This is a genomic window from Apibacter sp. HY039, from assembly GCF_004023655.1.
Taxonomy (GTDB): Bacteria; Bacteroidota; Bacteroidia; order Flavobacteriales; family Weeksellaceae; genus Apibacter; species Apibacter raozihei.
Window position 1 is genome coordinate 204,198 of sequence record NZ_SAYM01000004.1, and the last position, 23,466, is coordinate 227,663.

20 protein-coding genes are annotated in these 23,466 nt (G+C 33.6%); 2 read left to right on the forward strand and 18 right to left on the reverse strand.

Features of this window, described 5'->3' with window-relative positions; translation table 11 throughout:
• Positions 1 to 326: 326 nt before the first annotated feature.
• From EQ921_RS10200 to EQ921_RS10220, 5 genes are all read right to left on the reverse strand, one after another.
• Entirely contained in the window at positions 327 to 1,004 is a 678-nt protein-coding gene (locus tag EQ921_RS10200) for a MarC family protein (RefSeq protein WP_128331578.1), read from the reverse strand.
• Between the two features lie 174 nt (positions 1,005 to 1,178).
• Positions 1,179 to 2,423 carry an NADH-quinone oxidoreductase subunit D gene (locus EQ921_RS10205; protein ID WP_128149442.1) on the reverse strand — a complete coding sequence of 415 codons (1,245 nt, stop codon included), beginning with the start codon at positions 2,421 to 2,423 and terminating at the stop codon, positions 1,179 to 1,181.
• Between the two features lie 32 nt (positions 2,424 to 2,455).
• Positions 2,456 to 2,950, reverse strand: a complete 495-nt coding sequence (locus EQ921_RS10210) for an NADH-quinone oxidoreductase subunit C (RefSeq protein WP_128331632.1) — start codon at positions 2,948 to 2,950, stop codon at positions 2,456 to 2,458.
• Between the two features lie 22 nt (positions 2,951 to 2,972).
• Positions 2,973 to 3,518: an NADH-quinone oxidoreductase subunit B gene (locus EQ921_RS10215; protein WP_128149444.1), complete on the reverse strand. Its 546-nt coding sequence runs from the start codon at positions 3,516 to 3,518 to the stop codon at positions 2,973 to 2,975.
• A gap of 42 nt (positions 3,519 to 3,560) precedes the next feature.
• Positions 3,561 to 3,926, reverse strand: coding sequence for an NADH-quinone oxidoreductase subunit A (locus tag EQ921_RS10220; protein WP_128149446.1), 366 nt, complete (start codon positions 3,924 to 3,926; stop codon positions 3,561 to 3,563).
• A gap of 259 nt (positions 3,927 to 4,185) precedes the next feature.
• Here EQ921_RS10220 and EQ921_RS10225 point away from each other — a divergent pair, with 259 nt between their 5' ends.
• Positions 4,186 to 6,642 carry a TonB-dependent receptor gene (locus tag EQ921_RS10225; protein ID WP_128331579.1) on the forward strand — a complete coding sequence of 819 codons (2,457 nt, stop codon included), beginning with the start codon at positions 4,186 to 4,188 and terminating at the stop codon, positions 6,640 to 6,642.
• Positions 6,643 to 6,808: 166 nt separating this feature from the next.
• On the opposite strand, the gene EQ921_RS10230 is transcribed toward EQ921_RS10225, so the two are convergent.
• The 8 genes from EQ921_RS10230 to EQ921_RS10265 form a co-directional block, all read right to left on the reverse strand.
• The gene (locus EQ921_RS10230) at positions 6,809 to 7,573 is read right to left on the reverse strand and encodes a TIGR03915 family putative DNA repair protein (protein ID WP_128331580.1); all 765 of its coding nucleotides are present in this window, start codon (positions 7,571 to 7,573) and stop codon (positions 6,809 to 6,811) included.
• Positions 7,574 to 7,591: 18 nt separating this feature from the next.
• Complete coding sequence (locus EQ921_RS10235; protein ID WP_221410489.1) at positions 7,592 to 8,854, reverse strand: putative DNA modification/repair radical SAM protein; 1,263 nt, start codon at positions 8,852 to 8,854, stop codon at positions 7,592 to 7,594.
• 154 nt (positions 8,855 to 9,008) lie between these two features.
• Entirely contained in the window at positions 9,009 to 10,142 is a 1,134-nt protein-coding gene (locus EQ921_RS10240) for an efflux RND transporter periplasmic adaptor subunit (RefSeq protein WP_128149452.1), read from the reverse strand.
• A gap of 8 nt (positions 10,143 to 10,150) precedes the next feature.
• Positions 10,151 to 14,458 (reverse strand): CusA/CzcA family heavy metal efflux RND transporter, encoded by a 4,308-nt coding sequence (locus EQ921_RS10245; RefSeq protein ID WP_128331581.1) that lies wholly within the window; start codon positions 14,456 to 14,458, stop codon positions 10,151 to 10,153.
• A gap of 313 nt (positions 14,459 to 14,771) precedes the next feature.
• Positions 14,772 to 15,170, reverse strand: a complete 399-nt coding sequence (locus EQ921_RS10250; protein ID WP_164875624.1) for a hypothetical protein — start codon at positions 15,168 to 15,170, stop codon at positions 14,772 to 14,774.
• A gap of 110 nt (positions 15,171 to 15,280) precedes the next feature.
• Positions 15,281 to 16,129, reverse strand: coding sequence for a dTDP-4-dehydrorhamnose reductase (gene rfbD, locus EQ921_RS10255; protein ID WP_128331583.1), 849 nt, complete (start codon positions 16,127 to 16,129; stop codon positions 15,281 to 15,283).
• Positions 16,126 to 16,683 carry a dTDP-4-dehydrorhamnose 3,5-epimerase gene (gene rfbC / locus EQ921_RS10260; RefSeq protein WP_128149460.1) on the reverse strand — a complete coding sequence of 186 codons (558 nt, stop codon included), beginning with the start codon at positions 16,681 to 16,683 and terminating at the stop codon, positions 16,126 to 16,128. Before rfbC ends, rfbD begins: the two co-directional genes overlap by 4 nt.
• Entirely contained in the window at positions 16,684 to 17,178 is a 495-nt protein-coding gene (locus EQ921_RS10265) for a thioesterase family protein (protein ID WP_128149462.1), read from the reverse strand.
• 160 nt (positions 17,179 to 17,338) lie between these two features.
• Here EQ921_RS10265 and der point away from each other — a divergent pair, with 160 nt between their 5' ends.
• Positions 17,339 to 18,646: a ribosome biogenesis GTPase Der gene (gene der / locus EQ921_RS10270; RefSeq protein ID WP_128331584.1), complete on the forward strand. Its 1,308-nt coding sequence runs from the start codon at positions 17,339 to 17,341 to the stop codon at positions 18,644 to 18,646.
• A 120-nt stretch (positions 18,647 to 18,766) separates the two neighbouring features.
• Here der and EQ921_RS10275 read toward each other — a convergent pair whose 3' ends face one another.
• From EQ921_RS10275 to nrfD, 5 genes are all read right to left on the reverse strand, one after another.
• Positions 18,767 to 19,366 carry a hypothetical protein gene (locus tag EQ921_RS10275; protein ID WP_228427688.1) on the reverse strand — a complete coding sequence of 200 codons (600 nt, stop codon included), beginning with the start codon at positions 19,364 to 19,366 and terminating at the stop codon, positions 18,767 to 18,769.
• 203 nt (positions 19,367 to 19,569) lie between these two features.
• A complete protein-coding gene (locus EQ921_RS10280; RefSeq protein WP_128149466.1) occupies positions 19,570 to 20,910 on the reverse strand; it encodes a quinol:cytochrome C oxidoreductase in 1,341 nt (446 codons plus the stop codon).
• Positions 20,911 to 20,914: 4 nt separating this feature from the next.
• Positions 20,915 to 21,553, reverse strand: coding sequence for a cytochrome c (locus EQ921_RS10285; protein ID WP_128149468.1), 639 nt, complete (start codon positions 21,551 to 21,553; stop codon positions 20,915 to 20,917).
• Complete coding sequence (locus EQ921_RS10290; RefSeq protein WP_128149470.1) at positions 21,537 to 22,079, reverse strand: DUF3341 domain-containing protein; 543 nt, start codon at positions 22,077 to 22,079, stop codon at positions 21,537 to 21,539. The genes EQ921_RS10285 and EQ921_RS10290 overlap by 17 nt, the downstream gene beginning before the upstream one ends.
• Positions 22,066 to 23,466, reverse strand: coding sequence for an NrfD/PsrC family molybdoenzyme membrane anchor subunit (gene nrfD, locus EQ921_RS10295; protein WP_128149472.1), 1,401 nt, complete (start codon positions 23,464 to 23,466; stop codon positions 22,066 to 22,068). Before nrfD ends, EQ921_RS10290 begins: the two co-directional genes overlap by 14 nt.

A 23,466-nucleotide genomic window follows, 5' to 3' on the forward strand; every position in this document is an offset into this window, starting at 1 on the left:
TTTAGAATAAAAGAAGTAAAGGCAGAATTTGGCAGGCAGTCTAAATTCATATATTTACAGTTATTTTTTATACAATATTAGTAAAAATTATGCGTAAAACCATCAAATTTTAGATTTTATATTAACGATTTCACAAATATTATAGATAAAAAACAAGAACTGAATGGTTTATAAACTAAAAATATTTGATAAAATATAATGAACTAAATTTTATTCAACAATGATTGATTTTTTAACTATTTAAAGTCTTTAAAAAAAGCAGAATTTTTGTTACACCGACTATAATTATAAATTTAAAATAGCTCGTTAACTTACTTTGGATTATATTACATAATATCTATATGAAAAATTTTGAATATGCCTGTCAAGGTTATTTGTATGCCTATACAAAAGGTGAAAAAAGCTATAAGTTTATTAATAATTATATTCCCAGAGCTACCTACCTTATCAACAATCTTTGAAGCATTTGACAAAAAAAAGTATACTAAAATACAAAGAACAAGTATAACCAGAGCAATAGTCAGATAGTTAATCAAAGTCAGGTACATGTTTTCTTCAATTGAGCTGTTAGCGGTTAAAGTAAATATAACGGAAATACTACCTGAGCCCATTATAATGGGAAAGGTAATAGGATAAAATATATCTTTTTGAATATTTTCATTATCTAAATCGTTTATGGTTTTCTCTTTTTTTTCTTTACTTTTTCCTTTATTATTCCCATCGGATAACCAGCCCAAGGCTGTCTTACAAATCATGAGACCTCCTCCCAGCTGTATAACAGGAATGGACAGACCAAACAGCAGTAATATTAAACGACCGATAAGTAAGCTTCCTAACCCAATGGACAAACAATAAATGGTGATTTGCTTTACTACAGATTTTCTTTGTTTTTCCCCTAATCCCTCCAGAAAATTATTTACAATAAATGCGTTGCCAATAGGATTAACCACGGGAAACAAGGCTACCATAGCCGCTGAAAATACATGTATAAAATTTTGTACCATTTCTTTAGGTTTTTTGAGTTGTAAAGATCGTATTTTAACTCAAGTGAACATCATTTTTTATAAAAAAATATTTATTTAACCTAAATTTTTAAATTTAATATATAAGCTACTTTATATAATAAAAAATCCCCTTCAAATGAAGGGGATTTTTTATTATACTATTATTTTGTACGATTAAGCGTCTAACTCACCTGCAATTACATTTAAACTTCCCAGTGCAATAATGGCATCGGATAACATTTGTCCTTTAACCAGCTCTTCAAAAGCCTGATAATAAATAAAGCACGGTCTTCTGAAATGTAAACGATACGGACTTCTTCCTCCATCACTAACTAAATAAAAGCCTAACTCTCCATTACCACCTTCAACTGAATTATATACTTCACCGGTTGGAATTTTTGTTTCCCCCATAATGATTTTAAAATGATAAATCAGCGCTTCCATACTATTGTAAACATCCGGCTTATCCGGCAGATAAAAGTCCGGTACATCTTCATGGTAATTTCCTTCCGGCAAATTTTCATACGCATTTTTTATCAGCTTGAAACTTTCTCTTATCTCCTGCAATCGTACCATGAAACGGTCATAAGCATCACCGGCAGTACCTATAGGAATGATAAAATCAAAGTCATCATAGGAAGAATAAGGACTCATTACCCTAACGTCATAATCCACACCGGCAGCACGTAAGTTTGGGCCTGTAAATCCGTAATTTAAGGCTCTTTCTGCAGATATTCCTCCCACCCCAATCGTTCTGTCCATGAATATCCGGTTTCTTTCAAGTAAGCTGGCAAACTCTTCCAGTCTTTTCGGAAAATCAGCGATAAATTCACGAATTAACTGATGAAATTTAGGACTGAAATCTCTTTCAAAACCTCCAATACGACCAATATTGGTAGTCATTCTGGCTCCACATACCTGTTCGTAAAGATCATAGATTTTTTCCCTGTCCTGGAACATATATGTAAATCCGGTTAATGCACCTGTATCTACTCCCATGACGGAGTCGCATACCAAATGGTCTGCTATTCGCGCCAGCTCCATAATTATGATTCGCATATAATCTATTTTCTTAGAAACTTTTATACCTAAAAGCTTCTCCATAGTCATATGCCAGCCCATATTATTGATTGGTGACGAACAATAATTTAAGCGATCTGTTAAAGTCGTAATCTGAGCATAGGTTCTTCTTTCGGATATTTTCTCAAAAGCCCTGTGAATATATCCAACAGTAGAGGATGAAGAGACAATTCGCTCTCCGTCCATTAATATATGATTTTCAAATATACCATGAGTTGACGGGTGGGTAGGTCCTAAATTTATTTTCTGAAGCTGACCGTCTAATTGTTCTTTAACGATATAATTATCAACGACACCCGCAAGGTTTATCAACTCACTTTTATTATTTTCCTGAGACATTTTTCTTTTTTTATCTTTTAATATTAGACGGGTTATCTACCAAACATGGCATCATCTTTATCTGTACGTGTTGCATCTTCCAGCTGATATTGTTTCAGCATAGGATGATATTCCATTTCTTCCATATTAAGAATCCGCTTTAAATTGGGATGTCCTTTAAAATTGATTCCATAGAAATCGAACGTTTCTCTTTCCATCCAGTTAGCTCCGGAATAAAGAGAAGTTAAAGAATCTACTTCTGGCTTATCAATAGACAAATAGGTTTTTAACCTCAGCCTGAAATTATTAATAAAACTATGTAAATGGTATATTACTCCTAGCTCAGCACCTTTGTGATCCGGATAATGGATACCGCATATATCTGTAAGAAAATCTATTTTAATCGTATGCTTTTTTACAAATTCGACTAAAGGCAGAACAGCTTCATCCTTAATTTCCAATGTCAGAATACCATCTGGCTCATAAGCTCTAAGAATAGAGTCACCGAATTCATCTGTTAAAAGCTGTAAAACAAATTGATTGTCTATAATTGTATTTTCTTCCATCAAATTACGAAATATTATATGATTCTAATAAAGCTTTATACTCTGGTGAATCTCTTCTTCTCAGGCTTTCGTTTTGTACCATTTCCTGAATCTGCATAAAACCTTCAATAATTTGCTCCGGTCTTGGAGGGCATCCGGGTACATAAACGTCTACCGGAATGATCTTATCAATTCCCTGAAGTACAGAATACGTATCAAAAATACCGCCACTGGAAGCACAGGCACCCACTGCCATTACCCATTTAGGCTCTGCCATTTGAGAATAAACCTGTTTAAGCACCGGGGCTAGTTTTTTAGATATGGTTCCACAAACCATCAGTAAATCCGCCTGTCTGGGAGAAAACCTCATATTTTCAGCCCCAAAACGGGATAAATCATAGTTTGATGCTTGTATAGCCATAAACTCAATACCGCAGCAAGAGGTTGCAAAAGGTAAAGGCCATAAAGAATATGAGCGGGCCAACCCAATAATTTTATCTAAGCTCCCGGCAAAATATCCTGGTCCGCTTACTCCCTCAGGAGGTTCGACCATCGTAACTTTTTCTGACATATTTCTCTTTCTAAATCTAAAGTATATTGTAAATAGTATCTTTTATTTTTCCCAATCAAGAGCTCCTTTTTTCACTACATATAAAAAGCCTAGTAAGAAAATAGAAATAAAGGTCACTACAGCTAAAAATCCGGCAACGCCGAATTCTTTAACATTAAGTGCGTAAGGATAAAAGAAAACTATTTCTATATCAAATAAAACAAATAAAATTGCAGTTAGAAAATACTTAATTGAAAACGGTGTACGTGCATCTCCTTCGTATGCTACACCACATTCAAAAGTATCATCTTTTGCCTTACCATGAATTCTTGTCCCTAACATAGCTGAGCCGATAAGTGTCATTACACTGAAACCTAATGCTACAGCTACCTGAATTAATATAGGTACATAATCAACGGGTAAACTCATTTTTTAGTAATTTTTTTAATTATTATACAAAATTTATCGCCTTGCAAAGTTAATACATTTTTTAAACTATACCTTCATTTTTTAGTATTCTAATCTTTTATCTGTTAACGATAAACTAATTTTTCATTAAGTATCATAAAGCCTCTAACAGATTGGGATTTAAGCACCCCATTATTCAAATGATGAATATCATATATTTAGTTTGTAATTAGTCTAAATAAAAATTATATTTGCCGTAACTTTCTAAATTTTAACTAACATGAAAAAATTATACTTAATTTGTTCTTTAATTTGTTGCGGTCAGTTTCTTATGGCCCAAAACACTTCATCAATCAAAGGGAATGTTTCTAATATTGAAAACCTCCCTGTTGCAGATGCTGTCATCCTTGTAGATGGACAGTCAGTATCTGAAACTACAAAAAGTGATGGTTCTTTCGAAATTAAAGGTTTATCTCCCGGTAAACATAAAATTACCATCATTAGCCCTGATTCTGGTCATTATACTGAATCTTTTTCTTTAGACTCAAATGAAACTAAAGAATTGAGAATGACTGTATATCAAAAGGGAGATCTAGATAAAATTTTAATTTACGGACAAGGAAAACAGCCCAAAGGTCTTGATATGATCACCCGTATACCTTTATCTCCCAGAGAATTACCTCAAAACATTTCAGTTATATCTGATGAAATTATTAACGAGCAGGGTGCTCTTACTTTAACTGATGCTGTAAGAAATGTTCCCGGCGTTACGCTCTTCGGAACTTACGGTGGAACTACTGAGAGTATGTCTATCAGGGGATACAGAGGTACTCCGGTATTAAAAAACGGTATTCAGGTTGATTCTGATTTTAGAACATCAGGAATTTTGACAGATATGCAAGGGGTTTCAAGTATTCAGGTTTTAAGAGGATCTGCGTCAATAACCCAAGGTATCGGTAACGGATTAGGCAGCCCTGGAGGAGTTATAAACGTAGTTACCAAAACACCTCTATTTTTAAAGGATGCCGGACAGGTAGCATTGGAGTCCGGTAGTTGGGGATTATTCAGGTCTACACTTGATTACCAAACGGTTCTGGATAAAAAAAATACTTCGGCATTCCGATTAAATGCTGCTTTTCAAAGTGCAGACAGCTATAAGCCAAGAGTGGACAACAATCGTGTATATATAAACCCTTCTTTTGAATGGAGACCGGATGATAAAACAACGGTGACTCTTGAAATGGATTACATGAATGATAATACTACCCCAGACAGAGGTACAACAAATTTATCAAATCTAAACGAAAATAACTTACTTAATACCAGACATAATTTTTTAGGTTGGGGAACGGATAATGTTAACACAAAAACAACTACTTATTCTGCTAAAATAGTTAGAAAACTGAGTGATAAACTTAGCTTGCGAGCCGTATATGCCGGTTCGGTAAACAATGACGAATCATACGGAGTGGGTTCTATGGCTAATCCTTATACGTATATAGATGAAACTACAAATAAAGAAATTAAAGATTATACAAGGCGAGAAAGAAATCTTACTTGGTCTGAAAGTGAAGATAAAAATAAAGTTATTCAAATTGACTTAATTGGTAAAAATTTATTTACCGGTAAAATTAAGCATACGTTTCAGGCAGGTTTTGACTACAAATCCAATGAAAAAACAACTATTTCTCATTTAGGTACTTATACAAAAAACAATCAAACATATACTGGCTCAGATATATATGTTGATAATATAAATCTTTTAGATAAAAAAACACCAAACAATTTACTTCCTGGTTTTAGTAAATCTTCATTTAATGCAGGGACTAAAAATACTAAAACTAATTCTGAAGTGTATGGTTTTACTGTTCAGGATGCTATAGAATTTAATCCATATATACGCGCAAACTTTGCTTTACGATACAGTGTTGACGGACGAAAATCGAATGTAGGTGCCGCTAACGATGCATGGGACCCGTTTGTTGGGATAATGATAACGCCTGTAAAAAATATCAGCCTGTTTGGAAATTTTGCCACTACGACAAACTTACGTTCAGCCAGTAATCCAACTCAGGATGGTGGAACCGTTGGAGCATCAGTAACCAATCAGTGGGAAGTCGGAGTAAAATCGGACTGGTTTAATAAAAGGCTGGATTTTAATGTGACATATTATTTTATCAATAATAGCGACATTGCTTATCAGGTCTATGAAAATGGAAAAGGTACTGGTTACTACAAAAAAGCAGGAGATTTAAGAAGGAATGGGATTGAGATTGAAGCCAATGGCCGGATTCTTGAAAACCTGAGAGTTATTTTAGGATATTCATACTCAGATGTTCAATATAAAAATAGCGTAGCATACGTAAATGGCTCTAGACCTATGAATGCCCCTTATTCAACGGCAAACGGATGGGTACAATATTTATTTAACCAGGGTGCATTAAAAAATCTTTCATTAGGTGTAGGTGTATATTATGTAGGCAACAGACCTGTTAACGATTATAGTTCAGATTTAAGAACTGACGGACATGGAACTACTCCAGGAGTAAAACCATTTAATATGCCTGGTTATACAACTATTAACGCCCAGCTTGGTTATACTTATAAAGATGTGGGACTAAAAGTTTTCTTTAACAACATATTTGATGAACTGGGATATACTTCTTACTATCGTGGTGGTTATATAAATCAAATAGATCCTAGAAACTTTAAAATTCAGTTATCATATAATTTCTAATTTCCACATATAATTATGTTTTTTAAACCTACCCCCTCATTTTGGGTAGGTTTATATAAAAGTTTTCAAATTAAATTATACACAAAAGATCTGAAAAGATAAAAAAACTACAGAATGTATTCTGTAGTTTTTTATTTATCCTATGTATAAAAAGTTTTACTTTTAATTACTGTTTTTCGGTCAGGAATTTCCAATATCTCTTAGGCATATATTGTTTTTGCAATTTTAAATTGATTCTTTCTTTGATTGATACTGATGTATGATATTTTTTCCACAATTCCTGAAATAACTTCTCATCCGGATGCAACATTTCCTCATCAACAAAACCTGTTCTGAGGTGTTCTCCGCTTCCTTCGAGAACCATGGGATGAACTTCCGACAAATCGTAATAAAAACCATAGTTTCGTTTAAGATCATACAGAATCCATTGTTGAGAAGAAAAGCGATCTTTAAAATGAGGTATAACTAATGGTAAACTATTATACACGGGATGTACGGGTGCAAAATAAATTTCATCTTTAGACTTTTGAAACCTTACAAACTGTTGCCATGCATGAACTTCTTTAGATACCTTTTTTGCTATTTTATGTATTTCAAGAACTACCGGATGACCAAAGTTAGCTGAGTGTTCGAATTTACTGTCAATCGCATATTTTATATATTGAAACAAAAGAAAATCACTATTTTCAATTTCAGACAACCAAACCGCATTCAGCCTGTTTAATTCCATCACTGACATTTTATTTTTAAGCAAGGTTAAAACGCGCAAATATTTTTCTGCTTGAGTTTCAATAGCAACAACCTCACGGGTAAGTAATGGTACTATCTGTTCCTGGGATATTAACGACTCAGGATATTTTTTTTTATCATAGGCCTCGAACACAGCGCATAAGAGACCTTCAAAGGATTTATCATATTGAAAAACTACCATAAGCATCCAAAGATATTGTTATTCACTGAAAAGTAATGACATTTGATTACTTGCTACTGAACGAGGCGTTTTTTTTACCAGTAAACTTCTTATATATTCAGGACTGGAACTGTTAACATTGAGTCCTCTATAATCTCTGCAAACGATGAAAAATTTTGCTCTTTTCATACTTACTCCTATTTTTTTTAATTGATATGTATCTAATAAGCCAAATCTTCTTGAAGCAAGAATGAGCTTTGCAGACTTAACTCCTATTCCGGGAACTCTTAAAAGCAAGTGATAATCACAAATATTTATATCTACAGGAAAATATTCGGGATGACGTAAAGCCCATGATAATTTAGGATCTATTTCCAGATCCAGATTGGGATTTACATCGTCTAATATCTCCTCTGATGAAAACTGATAAAACCTCATAAGCCAGTCAGCCTGATACAAACGATTTTCCCTAACTAAAGGCGCTTGCCTGATTGCCGGAAGTCTAGTGTCACCCGGATTAACGGGTATAAATCCGGAATAATAGACTCTTCTCATACTAGACTGTAAATACAAAACAGACGAAACTCGAAGTATATCCTGATCAGTTTCATTAGTTGCTCCAATAATCATTTGAGTACTCTGGCCAGCAGGTGTAAATTTTGAAACCGATTTAGATTTCTTTCGCTCTTCCTTATATTCAGTTACTCCGTTCTGTATGTATTTCATGGGAGTAAAAACACTGGCATGATCTTTTTCAGGAGCCAGATATTTTAGATTTTTTTCCGAAGGAATCTCAATATTAACACTTAGTCGGTCTGCATATAATCCGGCCTGATATACTAATTCCTTACTTGCCCCAGGTATACTCTTCATATGAATATAACCGTTATATCTATGAATGGTTCTAAGCTCTTTGATTACCCTAACCATTCTTTCCATGGTATGATCGGGATTTTTGATTATTCCTGAACTTAAAAACAAGCCTTCAATATAATTTCTTTTGTAAAATTCCAATGTCAAATTAACCAATTCTTTCACACTAAATGCCGCTCTTTTTATATCGTTACTTTTACGATTAATACAATATGCACAATCATAAATACAATAGTTAGTCAATAGAACTTTTAACAGAGAAACACACCTTCCGTCTTCAGTATATGAATGGCATATTCCCCATCCGGACGATGAACCTATATCACCGGATTTACTCTTTCTTGTAACTCCACTTGAGGAACAGGAAACATCGTATTTAGCTGACTCAGATAAAGTTGCAAGTTTGTTAATGAGATTTTCATTCACCATATACCAAAGTTACTAAACATATTTTCAATAATAAACTAAATATACGATAAACAATAATAAAACACTAATTACCAAACACTTAAACTCTAAAATTAAAAAATCCTCTCTACTGATTATAGTGGAGAGGATCTAAATTGTATAAGGTTAAATTTTATTAATGGCTATGCCCTGATTCCATTTCACCGGCTTTAAGATAGTAAACTCCAGATACGGCAACTTGTAATTGATTATCCCAATCCATTATTTCAACAAACTGTTCATTTTCTGCTCCTGTTTTTACTTCTTTCTTTTCGACATGCTCTCCTTTTTTGACAAATACATATTTTTTTCCAGCTTCTTCAAAAATGGCTTCTTTAGGTAAGGTAAGAACGGAATTCGTTCTGTTAATAATTGAAGCGTTCACAAATCTTCCTTCATAAAAATTTGTTGGAGGAAGTTTAGAATCTATATCCACATGCACCTGAATAGTGTTGTTTTCAGTATTAGTTACTTTTCCTATTAAATGTATACTCCCTCTTAAAGTATCTTTAATTTCCGGTAACATAAATTCTACATTTTGTCCGGTAAACAAACCTGATGCATGTTTTGAAGGAACATTTAACTCTATATGCAGTTCATCCTGATTAATAATCATAAATAATTCATCAGCCGTAGTAATTTGTTTGCCTGGAGAAATTTCTTCTGCATGTACAAAACCACTTTTCGGGCTGACAATGGCCAATATTGGATTTATTTTTTTTGTTCTGATTATCGTTGAAGGATTGAATCCTAATAATTGCAACTCAGAACGTAATCCTTCATATTCTGCTGATGAAACCTGATATAAAGCCTGAGATTGTTCATAGGCTTTTCGACTTATTGCATCGGCAGATAGCAAAGATTGCTTTCTTTGGTAATCTTTTAGATTCAGGTTCATGTTGTAGTAAGCTTCTAAAAATTGCTTTTGTAAAGTGATAAAGGAAGGATTTCTAACGGTAGCCAAAACCTGACCTTTTTTTACAAATTCTCCGGTAATAAAGTTTACTTTGTCTATAAATCCATCTACCTGGCTGTGTATTGATGACTTATTTTCCGGTAAGGCATGAATTACTCCACTTACTGTTATTTTAGTATCAATATATCTAAGTTCAGGTTTTCCAAATTTTATTCCATTGGTTTTGATTTGTTCATCTGTAAGAGTAATTTCTTCTGATTTATTTTCATTTTCAGCAGAACTTGCTTTATTCTCAGTTCCTGAACAAGAGAATACCAGCCATATAATACTATTTATGTATACTAGTTTTTTCATTATTTCTATCAATTTTGTTTGGTAATGTATTTAAGCTCGATGATTGATTGATTATAATTATTAAGAAGCTCGAGATAAGTTATGTTGGCATCTACAGAAGATTTTAACATACTGCAATATTGCAAATAGTCTATTTCTCCGTATTTATATTTTGTTGTTGCCACCTCTCTCATCTTTTGAAGTTCTTTAAAAGGATTATCTCCAAAAAACTCCAATTCATTTCGATACATTTCCTCTAATTTTTGCAATTGCTTGATTCTTACCTGCAAATCATGTACAATTTGTTCTTGTTGATTATTTAAAATTTGATTATCAATACTATTTTGCTCCTTTGCTTTTTTATATGAGTTGTTAAATAAAGGAACCGATAATCCTACAATTCCTGCATAGTACCCGGAACTTTGATCAATACTTTGGACCAATCCTCCCAAAGATAATTCCGGTCTTCTTTGTGCCTTGGTTAAGGCGATAGTTTTTTTATTAACATCTCTGGCTTTGTCAAATTGTTCAATATATACTGAGTTGGCACTATCTGACTGAAACCTATGGGAAATACGGGAAAATTTCTCAACCGGTTCTAAGTTTTCTTGATTTTGAATATAACAAAGCGAAAATAACTGATTTTCTATAGTAAGGAATTCTTGTTCATTCATTGCTTTTTGTTTGAGTACCTGCTCCAATTCTACTTTAAAAAACTGCTTTTCCATATAGTCAGTTTCACCTTTTTCATATCTGTATTCGGATCTTTTTAATCCGGACTTGTATAATGAATCCATTGATTCAAACATTTTTCTCTTTTCCAGTGTATACATCCATTGATTATACAACTGTTCCACCTGAAATTTTAAAGTATGCTGCTTTAAAACAAATTGAGTGCTTAACCAGTTTTTTTTCGTTTCGGATAAATTTCTGACATCTTTATAACTGAAAAGATTTCCAAAATCCTGTAACGCTTCTATCTGATAGTCTCCTTGTTTATTATTGTATTGACCGTATCCGGCAGTTACCGTTGTATTTTTCAAAGAATACGCATACTTTTTTTCAACGTTTTCTCTTTGAATTTCCAGCTCTTTCTGTCTAAGCTCTTTATTATTTTCAGATACTCTCTGCAACATCTGTTCAAGAGTTACTTTGGTTTGCGCATTAACAGAAATTATCCCACCTATAAAAAAAATAATTAGGGTAAGTCCTTTTCTATTTAATTTCATTTTAAATCTTTTATTTTCAACTATATAATAAATAGCTGGTACAATAAGCAACGTTAACAGAGTAGAAGTTACCAGTCCTCCTATAACAACTGTAGCCAAAGGTCTTTGAACTTCTGCTCCGTTTGAAGTGGATAACGCCATTGGAAAAAATCCTAAGGTTGCTACCATGGCTGTCATAAAAACAGGTCGTAAACGAGTAAGAGCCCCTTCTTTTATTAACTCTTTTAAAGAAGCATGATTTTTAGTTTTTCTCAGGTAATTTAATTCGCTTACTAATACAATTCCATTTAAAACGGCTACTCCAAATAATGCGATAAAACCAACTCCTGCTGATATACTAAAGGGGAGTCCCCTGACAACCAAAGCAATAATTCCGCCGATTGACGCCAAGGGTACTGCAGTGAAAATAATTAAAGCATCTTTCATACTCTTAAATGCCATATATAGTAACAGTATGATAGTGGCCAAAGCTATAGGAATTGCTATGCTAAGCCTGGCACTTGCTTCCCGTAAATTTTCAAAGGCTCCTCCATACTCAAAGGTATAACCCGGAGGTAATTTAATATTTTTATCCAAATTTTCTTGTATATTCTCAACAAGGGTAGCAACATCTACTCCTCTTACATTTACCCCAATATTAATCTTTCTCTGTGCCTGTTCTCTTGATATCATCATGGGGCCGGATTCATAATCTATTGTAGCCACTTCTGAAAGAGGAATAAGAGTATTCTTTGATGTTCTTATATAGAGTTGATCCAGATTTAATTGATTACGGTATTCTTGGCTAAGCCTTACTATCAACTCAAACCTTTTTTCGCCTTCCAGAATAACTCCTGCATCCTGGCCTGCTATAGTGGATCTTATAATTTGATTCAAAGAATTAATTGTAAGTCCATACTGGGCAATTTTAAGTCGGTCATAACTAATTTTCATTTGTTTTAACCCCTCTGTCTGTTCCACTTTCACATCAGCAGCGCCTTTGATACTCCTAATAATCTCCGCAGACTTATCTGCTAATTCTTTAAGCTCTCTGGTATCATCTCCGAAAATTTTAACTACTACATCTGCCTTTGCTCCTGTCATCAGTTCATTAAATCGTAACTGAATAGGTTGTGAAAACTCAAAAGCAGCACCTAAGATAGAAGATAATTTTTCTTTCATTTTACTTACTAATTCTTCCTGAGTTTTAGCCGTTACCCATTCATTTTTCTCCTTCAATACTATCATAATATCCGCATCCTCTATACCCATAGGATCGGTAGGCACTTCTGCCGTTCCTATTTTTGAAACCACATGAAGCACCTCCGGAAAATTTTCTTTTAAAATTTTCTCTGCTTTGGTAGTGGTTTGTATACTTTCGGTTAAAGAACTTCCCGGCTGTATACTCATCTGCATAGCAATATCTCCTTCTTGTAATGTGGGAACAAACTCTGAGCCCATTTTCATGAACACGATAACAAAGATTACCCAAACAATAACAATTGCACTTACTATAGTATAAGGTATTTTTAAAACTCTATCTAACACGGGTACGTAAAGTAACTTCAACTTATTCATAATCTTATCCGCAAAGGTTACTTTATGAACAATATTCTTTTTAAGAAATATTGTTGTCATTACAGGCACATAGGTAAGTGATAATATAAAGGCTCCTAAGATTGCAAAACTAACCGCTAAGGCCATAGGACGGAACATTTTCCCCTCAATTCCGGTCAAAGTCATGATTGGCACAAAAACAAGAATAATAATCATGATACCGAATGCAGCTGATTTATATATTTCACCTGCAGTATTGCCTATTACCTCATCCATTTGTTTCTGGGTCAGTTTTTTCCCGACATAACCTGTATATAGTACATGTATAACGCTTTCTATAATAATTATGGCGCCGTCAACTACAATTCCAAAGTCCATAGCTCCTAGGGAGAGTAAATTAGCCGAAACACCAAAGGCATCCATCATGGTTAATGCAAAAAGTAATGACAACGGAATCACAGAGGCTACTATCAAGCCTGCTCTTAGATTACCCAAAAGTAAAATCAAAACAAATATAACAATAAGCCCTCCTTCAATTAGGTTTTTTGTAACTGTAGATATGGTTTTATCAATTAATTTTGCTCTATCCAGATATTCATAAATATCTATTCCTTCCGGAAGATTTTTTTCTATCTGGGCAACTCGTCGTTTTACATTTTCAACAGTTTTATAAGAATCAGCGCCCTTAAGCATTAATGTTATACCTCCAACAACCTCTCCTTTTCCATCCATAGTCATCGCTCCAAATCTTTGGGCAGAACCTATTTTTATTTCAGCTATATCAGATATTTTTACCGGTACGGTTTCATTTACCGATACTACTACATTTTCAATGTCCTGAAAATTTTTAAGCATTCCTTCCGTACGTATATAAAACAGATTGTGTTTTTGCTCTATATATCCAGAACCCGAATTTTGATTATTGCTTTCTAAAGCGGTATAAACATCTTCTAAAGTAAGATTATAACTTTGTAAAGCCACCGGATTTATGGAAACTTCATACTCTTTTACTTTTCCGCCAAAGCTCGAAATTTCAATAATACCTTCTACTCCGCTTAACTGACGTTTAATTATCCAGTCCTGAATAGTTCTTAACTTTTCTGTATCGTACTGATTTTCGTACCCAGGTTTTATTCTAATAACATATTGATAAATTTCGCCTAAACCTGTAGTTATAGGCATAAGCTGAGGTTCTCCTAAACCCGAAGGAATGTCTTCTTTAGCAATATCGATCTGTTCTTTTACCAGTTGTCGTGCCTGAAGTGTCGGTGTACTTTCTTTAAATACAACGGTTATGATAGATAAACCAAATCTTGATATGGATCTGACCTGGGTAGTCCCCGGTATATTTCTGAGCTGAGATTCTAAGGGAAATGTAATGAGCTGTTCTACTTCCTGTGGTGCCAGTGTAGGCGATGTTGTTACTACCTGTACCTGATTGTTGGTTATATCCGGAGTGGCATCTATCGCTATATCTTTCACAGAATAAATCCCGCCTATCAGTAAGGCTAACGTGCCTACAATAACCAATAACTTGTTTTGTATAGATAATTCAATAATTTTTTTAAACATAAATTCTGTATTTTTTTATGGTTAACATAAAACTTATACTACTTGATTCTATGGTAAAATTAAAATTAACAAAATGCAATTCAATTGCAAATCAACATATTAACATCTTAATTATACTGATTTATATATAAATATTTAATCAGATTTTAAATTATTAAGAATTATTTGTTTATTGAATAAATGGATACAATTATATAAGAGCTATACTTGTAAATAATAAAAATATTCAATTTTAATTTTATCTCAAATAGTAGATATTACAATATTTACCTCGTTATTTATAAAGATAAAATTGTAATTTATATCAATAGAATTATATGCTGGGTGGAGCTCTTAATCCGCAACCTAAATCATTTTCTACGGATGAGTAATTGAAGTTATAATAAAATGTATGAGCTACTTTTTCAGGATCTTTCAGCTGAAATTTTAACAGAGATAATACTTCAGGTACCTGAAATATAATTATCGGATTAAAATTATACTCGAAATTAGATATCCTAAAGTTTTCTAAATGTTTTTCCCCCAAATTAACATGCTTAATGATGTCTTCAAATTTATCGAAAAGATTAGCAAATGAATCCTCATCTGAATCTGCAAAGAAACACTCGTGAATAATATTTTCCAACTGGGCTTTGTGTTGATGGGGTATAACCGTATGCGCCAATATGATAATAGTGGCAATAGTCATTGATATGTTTCTAATCAACTTCACAACTTTGCAAAGATAATTAAAAATTGAAAGCCAAATATAATTTGGCTTTTATTTATAAGAAATTGTATTTTATTATTAATTTAAATATCTATTCTATTGTACTGAGTTTTTTATAGTATGCTTTTTAAACTTTCTTTCCAATCCGGAACAGATACTCCAAAGGTTGTCTTAATTTTAGTTTTATCCAACAAGCTATATTTAGGTCTTTCTGCGGGAGTTGGATACCCTGAAGTAGGAATAGGTTCTATTTTTATTGCAGAACGTGATAATTTTTTAATTTCTTCTGCAAACTGATACCATGTGCATTCTCCCTCGTTAGAATAATGATAAACTCCATAAGCCTGTATATCATTTTGAACTATAGTGAGTATGGCATCTGCCAAATCTAAAGCATTAGTAGGAGAACCTAATTGATCATTAATAACGTTAACTTCTTCCCTTTCTTTAAACAATTTCAACATGGTTTTAACGAAGTTATTACCAAAGGGAGAGTATAGCCATGCAGTTCGCAAAATATATGTTTTCGGATTGTATTCCAAAGCAAATTTTTCTCCTGATAATTTAGTTTTACCATATACTCCGAGTGGTCCTACAGGATCATCTTCTTTTCGTGGAGTAGATTCATTTCCGGAAAAAACATAATCTGTTGAAATTTGAATAAATGTCGCTTTTTGTGCAGCACTTGCTTTAGCCAGATATTTTACTGCTTCTGCATTTAATTTTTCTGCTATTTGTTGATCTGATTCTGCACGATCAACTGCTGTATAAGCGGCACAATTTATTACGTAATCAAATTTATTTGAAAAAAAATACGTTTTAACAAACATTTCATCCATAATATCTAATTCCTGAACGTCTGTAAAAACAAAAGTACTTTCCGCAATTGGTTTTTCTTTGATTTTTTGTTTAAGAGACATACCCAGCTGGCCGTCTCCTCCTGTAACTAATATTCTTTTCATTTTAGTTCAACCGGGTTTAGTTTATCAAATGTAATTGCCTGTAAATCTTTTTCCGATAATACTTCTTTACCTTTTTCTATTTTCCAGTCAATATTTAAATAGGTGTCTAAAGGATTTATCCCCATTTCACTTTCTTTATGGTAATAGCCTTCACATTTATATGCAAATATAACGGTTTCTGAAAGTACTGAAAAACCATGTAAAAATCCTTTGGGTATAAATAGCTGTTTTTTATTTTCTGACGATAGTTCTACAGCAATGTGCTGACCAAAGGTTGGCGAATTTTTTCTTACATCTACTGCTACATCAATGACCTTTCCTTCCAAAACATACACCAGCTTAGATTGGGCAAATGGAGGTAATTGCTGATGTAAACCTCTTATAACCCCATAACTGGATTTTGAAAGATTGTCTTGGACAAATACTGGTTTTAGGCCTGTAACCTTGTTAAATCGTTCTTGATTAAAGGTTTCCATAAAAAATCCACGTGAATCTTCATAAAATGCAGGTTCAATTATAAAACATCCTTCTAAGGGAGTATCAACAATATTCATTTACTTGTTCAGATTTAATTTATTTAAATTTCGTAAACTGTTAACCCTATCTTCAAATAAATGCTCTGGTATATCTACATTAATATTATGAAATAAATCCATAAAATATTCCGGCTGATCTTCAGATTTACGACTTGTTAAATTGAAATAGATTGACGTTAACCATAGTACTGCATGTATAACGGTTTTATCCTTATTACACATTAGAATTTCTACGGTGTTGGTTCTATCAGAGAATTTAACTATTTTACTTGTAATTGTAACTTCCTGATTAAATTTAACTTCCTTAATATAAGCTATCTGATTTTGTAATGCAACCCACAAACGGCCGGTTTTTTTAGATTGTTCAAAATTATCTATCTGATAATATTCAAGACAATGATCTTCTCGAGCATTTAGCATATAATCAAAATAACGAATATTGGAAAGATGACCAATCGGATCACAATCCATAAAACGTACTTTATGCAGAGATTCGGGTTCTTTAATTAACATATTTTTGTAAACTATAATTTCAGCACACAAATATAACCGTTTTTGCCATACCTAAATTATTATTTCAATGATAAAACTCAATGTAAGTATTTGAACTTAGAAACAAAAATCCTATTTCTCTTAAAATTAATTACCTTTGCAAAAATTATATACAGTTTATATGGCCAACATAATAGCATTAGTAGGAAGACCCAATGTAGGTAAATCGACTCTTTTTAACCGTTTATTACAAAAGAGAGAAGCTATTGTTGATAGTGTAGCCGGGGTAACCCGTGATCGTCATTACGGAAAAAGTGATTGGAACGGTGTCGATTTCTCAGTAATTGATACCGGTGGATATATTGTTGGTTCTGAAGACGTATTTGAAGAGGAAATCAGAAAGCAGGTAGAGCTTGCTATAGAAGAGGCTTCTGCTATTGTTTTTCTGGTTGACGTTACTGAAGGAATTACTGAAATGGACCAAGAGGTTTCAAGTCTTTTACGAAGGACTGATAAACCTGTTTTTCTGGTTGTAAACAAAGTTGATAACGCAATGTTAGAAAATGATGCCATGGAATTTTACAGCCTGGGTTTTGATAAATATTATACGATTTCCGGAATGACGGGAAGCGGAACCGGAGATCTGCTGGATGACATTATACCTACTTTTAAAGAAATTGAATATGTAGATCCTTTTGAAGGATTACCTAAAATAACTATTGCGGGAAGGCCAAATGTCGGGAAATCTACTCTGACAAATGCTTTACTGGAAAATGACAGAAATATAGTTACCGATATAGCGGGTACAACCAGAGATAGTATAGAGACTTTATACGATAAATTCGGATACAAATTTGTTCTTATAGATACTGCAGGAATGCGTAAAAAAAACAGAGTAAGTGAGGATTTGGAATTTTACTCAGTTATGCGTTCTATACGTTCTATTGAGGATTCTGATATAGTTATTTTAATGACGGATGCTACCCAGGGTTGGGAAAAACAGGATATGAATATTCTTCATCTGGCACAAAAATCCAGGAAAGGTATTGTAATTGTTGTTAACAAATGGGATTTAGTTGAGAAGGAAACTAATACACTTAAGCAATACGAAAATTATATTCGTGAAAAACTAGCTCCTTTTTCTGATGTTCCTATCATTTTTACATCTGCAATAACCAAACAGCGGGTATTTAAAACTGTGGAAACCGCTATGAAAGTATTTGAAAACAGAGCAAGAAGAGTAAAAACCAGTCAGCTTAATGAGATTATGCTTCCTATAATTGAGTCTACTCCACCTCCAAGTATTAAAGGAAAGTATATTAAAATTAAATATTGTACCCAGCTTCCTACTAAAACTCCTCAATTTGCTTTCTTTGCAAATCTACCTCAATACATTAAAGAACCGTACAAAAGATTTGTTGAAAATAAATTACGCCAACATTTTGATTTTACCGGAGTTCCTATTGAAGTATATTTCAGACAGAAATAAACTTTACTCTTAATTTTTGACTATATAAAACATATAAAAACATAAAAAAAGACGGTAGAGAAATTCTACCGTCTTTTTTTATGTTTTTATTACTAATATAATAATTTAAAAAAGGGATATTTATAAATCTCCCGGATGCTTAACTGCATTTTTGATTCTGGAAGAAGGTAAATAAATTTGTAGACCCAGTGCAAAAGTAATATCATGCTGATAACCTGTGTTTCCACCTCCGGCTAAACCTTGATATTTTACAAGTGCTTCAAGTCCTACGTTAGGTGTAATAAAGTAAGAATAACCAGGTCCGAATCCAAAACCGAATCCGTTAGTAGTAGGTTCTCTTTTTTGACTAGCTCCCTCAAAACCAGCATTTGCTTCAAAGAAGAAACGTCCGTGTTTAAGCAGGTTGTTAATATCCTCTTTACTAGCGTAGTAACGCCCGAAAGCACCTACTCCGTAACCAGTTCTGGTTGTGCTACCAGTTCCCTGTTTAGAGATATTCAAATTAACGTAACCACCGACAGCCAGATTATCTTTAATAAAATACCCTGCTTTTGGAGTAACACCTATACTCCATGCTTGTCCTTTTTTCAATCCAAAGTCCATATTAGTGATAGAACCTCCCCACATAACATTTCCTTGTTGAATTTGCGCCTGTACCAGGTTATAGCTTCCCATTACAAAAAACATAATCAATGGTAAAAAATGTTTAATTTTACTCATAATATTTTATAATTTTAATTTATACAATTATAAATAAGAAAATACCATGCCAACTTATAATATTCAGTAAATAAAATAAATATTAATTTTTACTATTCTTTTTTCTAATTAAGTTTGGCAAAAACTATCAGAATTTCATTAATATAATAACTTATAAAAAAAGCGACTCAATGAGTCGCTTTTTAAAATATTTTGATTTCTGTTTAGAATGGATATTCAAATAATTCACTTTCGTGATAATATGGGTTTCCTTTTGCTTCAAGATTTAATTTACTAATAGCAGTCATAACTGTAAATATAAACAATCCTAAAACAAATATAAATGAACCTATTTCTAATAAACCTATATTCCAGAATGCACCTACCGTACCTGGCATAATTATATTAAAGAAATCCATATAATGTCCAAAAATAACAACACAAGCCATAATAGGAACAATTACAAAATTTCTTTTTACCTTACTACTTACTAGGATTAGGAATGGTAAAACCAAATTAGGAATTAACATGGTGAAATAAGTCTGACTGTAAAGCTTGTATCTTCCAAAGAAATAGTTGGCTTCTTCTGCTATATTTGCATACCAATAAAGCATGTACTGTGCAAACCAAAGGTAAGACCATAGTAAACTAAATCCGAATAAAAATTTAGTTAAGTCATGCATATGATTATCATTAAATGCAGGAAGATTTCCTTTTTTCTTCAAATATATTGATATAATCAGCATAACCGCTACGGATGATACCAAACAGCTTATCATCGTGTACCACATATATAGGGTTGAATACCAGTGCGGATCTATTGACATTAACCAATCCCATGCCCAACAAGCAGAAGCTAGGGCAAAGAAAACTATAAATCCAACACTCCAGTTATAAACTTTTTTATGATCTGCAATTGCTTTGGTTTCGTCCAGTTTTCTTGTTAATGACTTAATTTTCCATAAAAAGAATATTGAACCCGCAATATAAATTAATGTTCTTATTACAAAAGAAAATCTGTTTAAGAAAGGTTCTTTTGACTTTATTAGCAAATCAAAATGTGAAGATTTAGGATCTGTTAAAGCCGGATCCATCCAGTGATATAAATGATTTAACCCTCCATGCTCTCCTCCATAGGATGAAAGAATAATAAAAATTACCATTAATATGCCTCCCACAGGAATAAAGGAAGCCACTCCTTCCATTACTCTGATCACAACCATTGACCAGGCTGCCTGTCCCGCATGTTGAACTGATGCAAAAAACAAGGCGGTTGCAGAAATTCCAAAAAACAACATTAATGGAACGAAAAATGCTGCCCAAGGCCGGTTATGAACCTGTACAAGCGCATGCTCCATATGTTCTTCAGAATGAGGTTCATCATGAAGATATGCGGAATTCATAGGTTGAGCATTCGCTATAGCTTCATTCTGGCTTATAATAAGTTCTATGTCTTTATGATCTATATTAGAGTTTTGATAATAACCAATTCCAAAGGCTATTAATCCTACTACGATTAATACTATGGATGTTAATTTAAGTCTTGATGAAAATGTATATCTCATAGTTTTATTTTTGTTCTGTTGATTGTTCTGTTTTCGGGGCTTGCTGACCTCCTTTAAACTCATTGATTACATACTCTGCAACTCTCCATCTGTCACCAGGCAAAAGCTGTCCGGCATAAGATCCCATTGCATTTCTTCCATGTTCAATAACATAATAAACAGACCCAACAGTTATTACTCTATCTTTATAATTAGGAACTCCTGAATAAGCGCCTGATTGTACAATATTTCCCTGTCCGTCTCCAGCAGTTCCGTGACATGCAGAACACGTCTTTACGTATAAATCTTTTCCTCTTGCTAAATCTTTTTCTCTGTTATCTGGATTTAAAGGAGATTTTAAAATTTGTTTTGATGCATCATATCCTTCCGGTGTATTGGGCAGTTCCATAGGTAAAACTCCTTCCGGATTTCGGGAAATAGAACCCGGCACCGGAGCCAATGCGGTTGCTCCTGATTGTTTTGAAAACAAAGGCACTGTTGTACTTTGTTCACCGTAAGCGACTACTGCTTCCTGATAAGGATCATAAGCCACCGGATAATACATATCTGGAAAATAAACTATACTCGGCTGTTTTTTACTACATGACGCAATAATCAAGCTACCAGTTACAGCTATTAAAATATATTTAGTCAACTTTTTCATCTTCAACTTTTTTAACAGTTATTTCTTCAACTCCTGTAGCTATAAGAATTTCCTTAGCTTTCTCGTAATCCTGATTAGTTAATTCAACCAAAAATTTATCATCGGTTGTTCTTGGATCCGGATTCTGAGCTTTTTGCCCCGGAAAATGTTTATTTAAAACCAAATAAGTTATAGACATAAGGTGGGCCGCAAAAAACACTGTTAACTCAAACATGATTGGAATAAACGCTGGTACGTTTTCTCCCCAGCTAAAACTTGGTTTCCCTCCTATGTTCTGAGCCCAGTCATGATTCATGGTATACCAGGTTAATAAACCTGCAACAGTAATACCTATTGATCCATAAAGAAATGCAAATTCCGACATTCGGGATTCTTTAAGTCCCATGGCTTTGTCTAGCCCGTGTACCGGGAAAGGCGTATATACTTCTTCTATCTGAATTCCTTTTTCACGAAGTTGTTTTACTCCATCTAACAAGAGATCATCATCTCCGTATAAACCGTATATTATTGTCTTAGTGGTGTTCATGTTCTGAATGATGTTTTTTATGACCTTCACTTGATGATTTTACAATAGTCTTAAGCTCAGCTTGTGCTATCACAGGGAATGTTCTTGCGTATAATAAATATAATACCGAGAAAAATCCAATAGTTCCTACGAAAATACCTACATCAACAAATGAAGGCTGGAACATAGTCCATGAAGATGGTAAATAATCTCTTGAAAGGTTAATAACGATGATATCAAATCTTTCAAACCACATTCCGACATTAATAACTATTGAAACGATAAATGTCCAAAGGAAATTCCTTCTTAATCCTTTTATCCAAAGACTAGCAGGTATTAATACATTACACAAAATCAATAACCAGAATGCCCACCAGTAAGGACCGGTTGCTGCACCGATTGAAAAATAAGTAAAATCTTCATATCTGCTTCCTGAGTACCAACCGATAAAAAACTCGGTAATATAAGCTACGGTCACCATTCCTCCAGTAACAACAATAACTATATTCATGTACTCAATATGTTTAATCGTAATATAATCTTCTAAATGACATACTTTACGAGCAACACTCAAAAGAGTCTGTACCATTGCAAAACCAGAGAAAATAGCCCCGGCTACGAAATATGGTGGATATACGGTGGAGTGCCATCCTTTTATAACGGATGTAGCGAAGTCAAATGATACAATGGTATGCACGGAAAATACTAACGGTGTAGCTAAACCGGCCAAAACCAAAGACACTTCTTCAAATCGCTGCCAATGTTTGGCTTTACCTCCCCACCCAAAACTTAATATACTATATATTTTTTTTGTAATTGGTTTAACAGCTCTATCTCTGACCATAGCAAAGTCAGGAATTAATCCTATATACCAGAAAACAACAGATACAGAAAAGTATGTACTGATGGCAAATACGTCCCATAACAACGGAGAATTAAAGTTGATCCATAATGATCCGAATTGGTTGGGAATAGGAAATACAAAATACATAAGCCAAGGTCTTCCCATGTGAATTACCGGGAAAAGTGCAGCCTGAATAACTGCAAAAATAGTCATAGCTTCCGCTGAACGGTTAATTGACATTCTCCATTTTTGACGGAAAAGTAACAACACTGCAGAGATAAGGGTTCCTGCATGCCCGATACCTACCCACCATACAAAGTTGGTAATATCCCAACCCCAGTTTGTAGTTCGGTTTAGCCCCCATACCCCTATACCTGTACCGACAGTATAGGCTATACAACCTACTCCGTAGATAAATGCAACTAATGCTATATAGAAAGAAAACCACCACAATTTTCCGGCTTTACTCTCAATAGGTCTGGCTATATCTTCCGTTATATCATGATAGGATTTATCTCCTAAAATTAACGGCTCGCGAATAGGTGCTTCGTAATGTCCTGACAT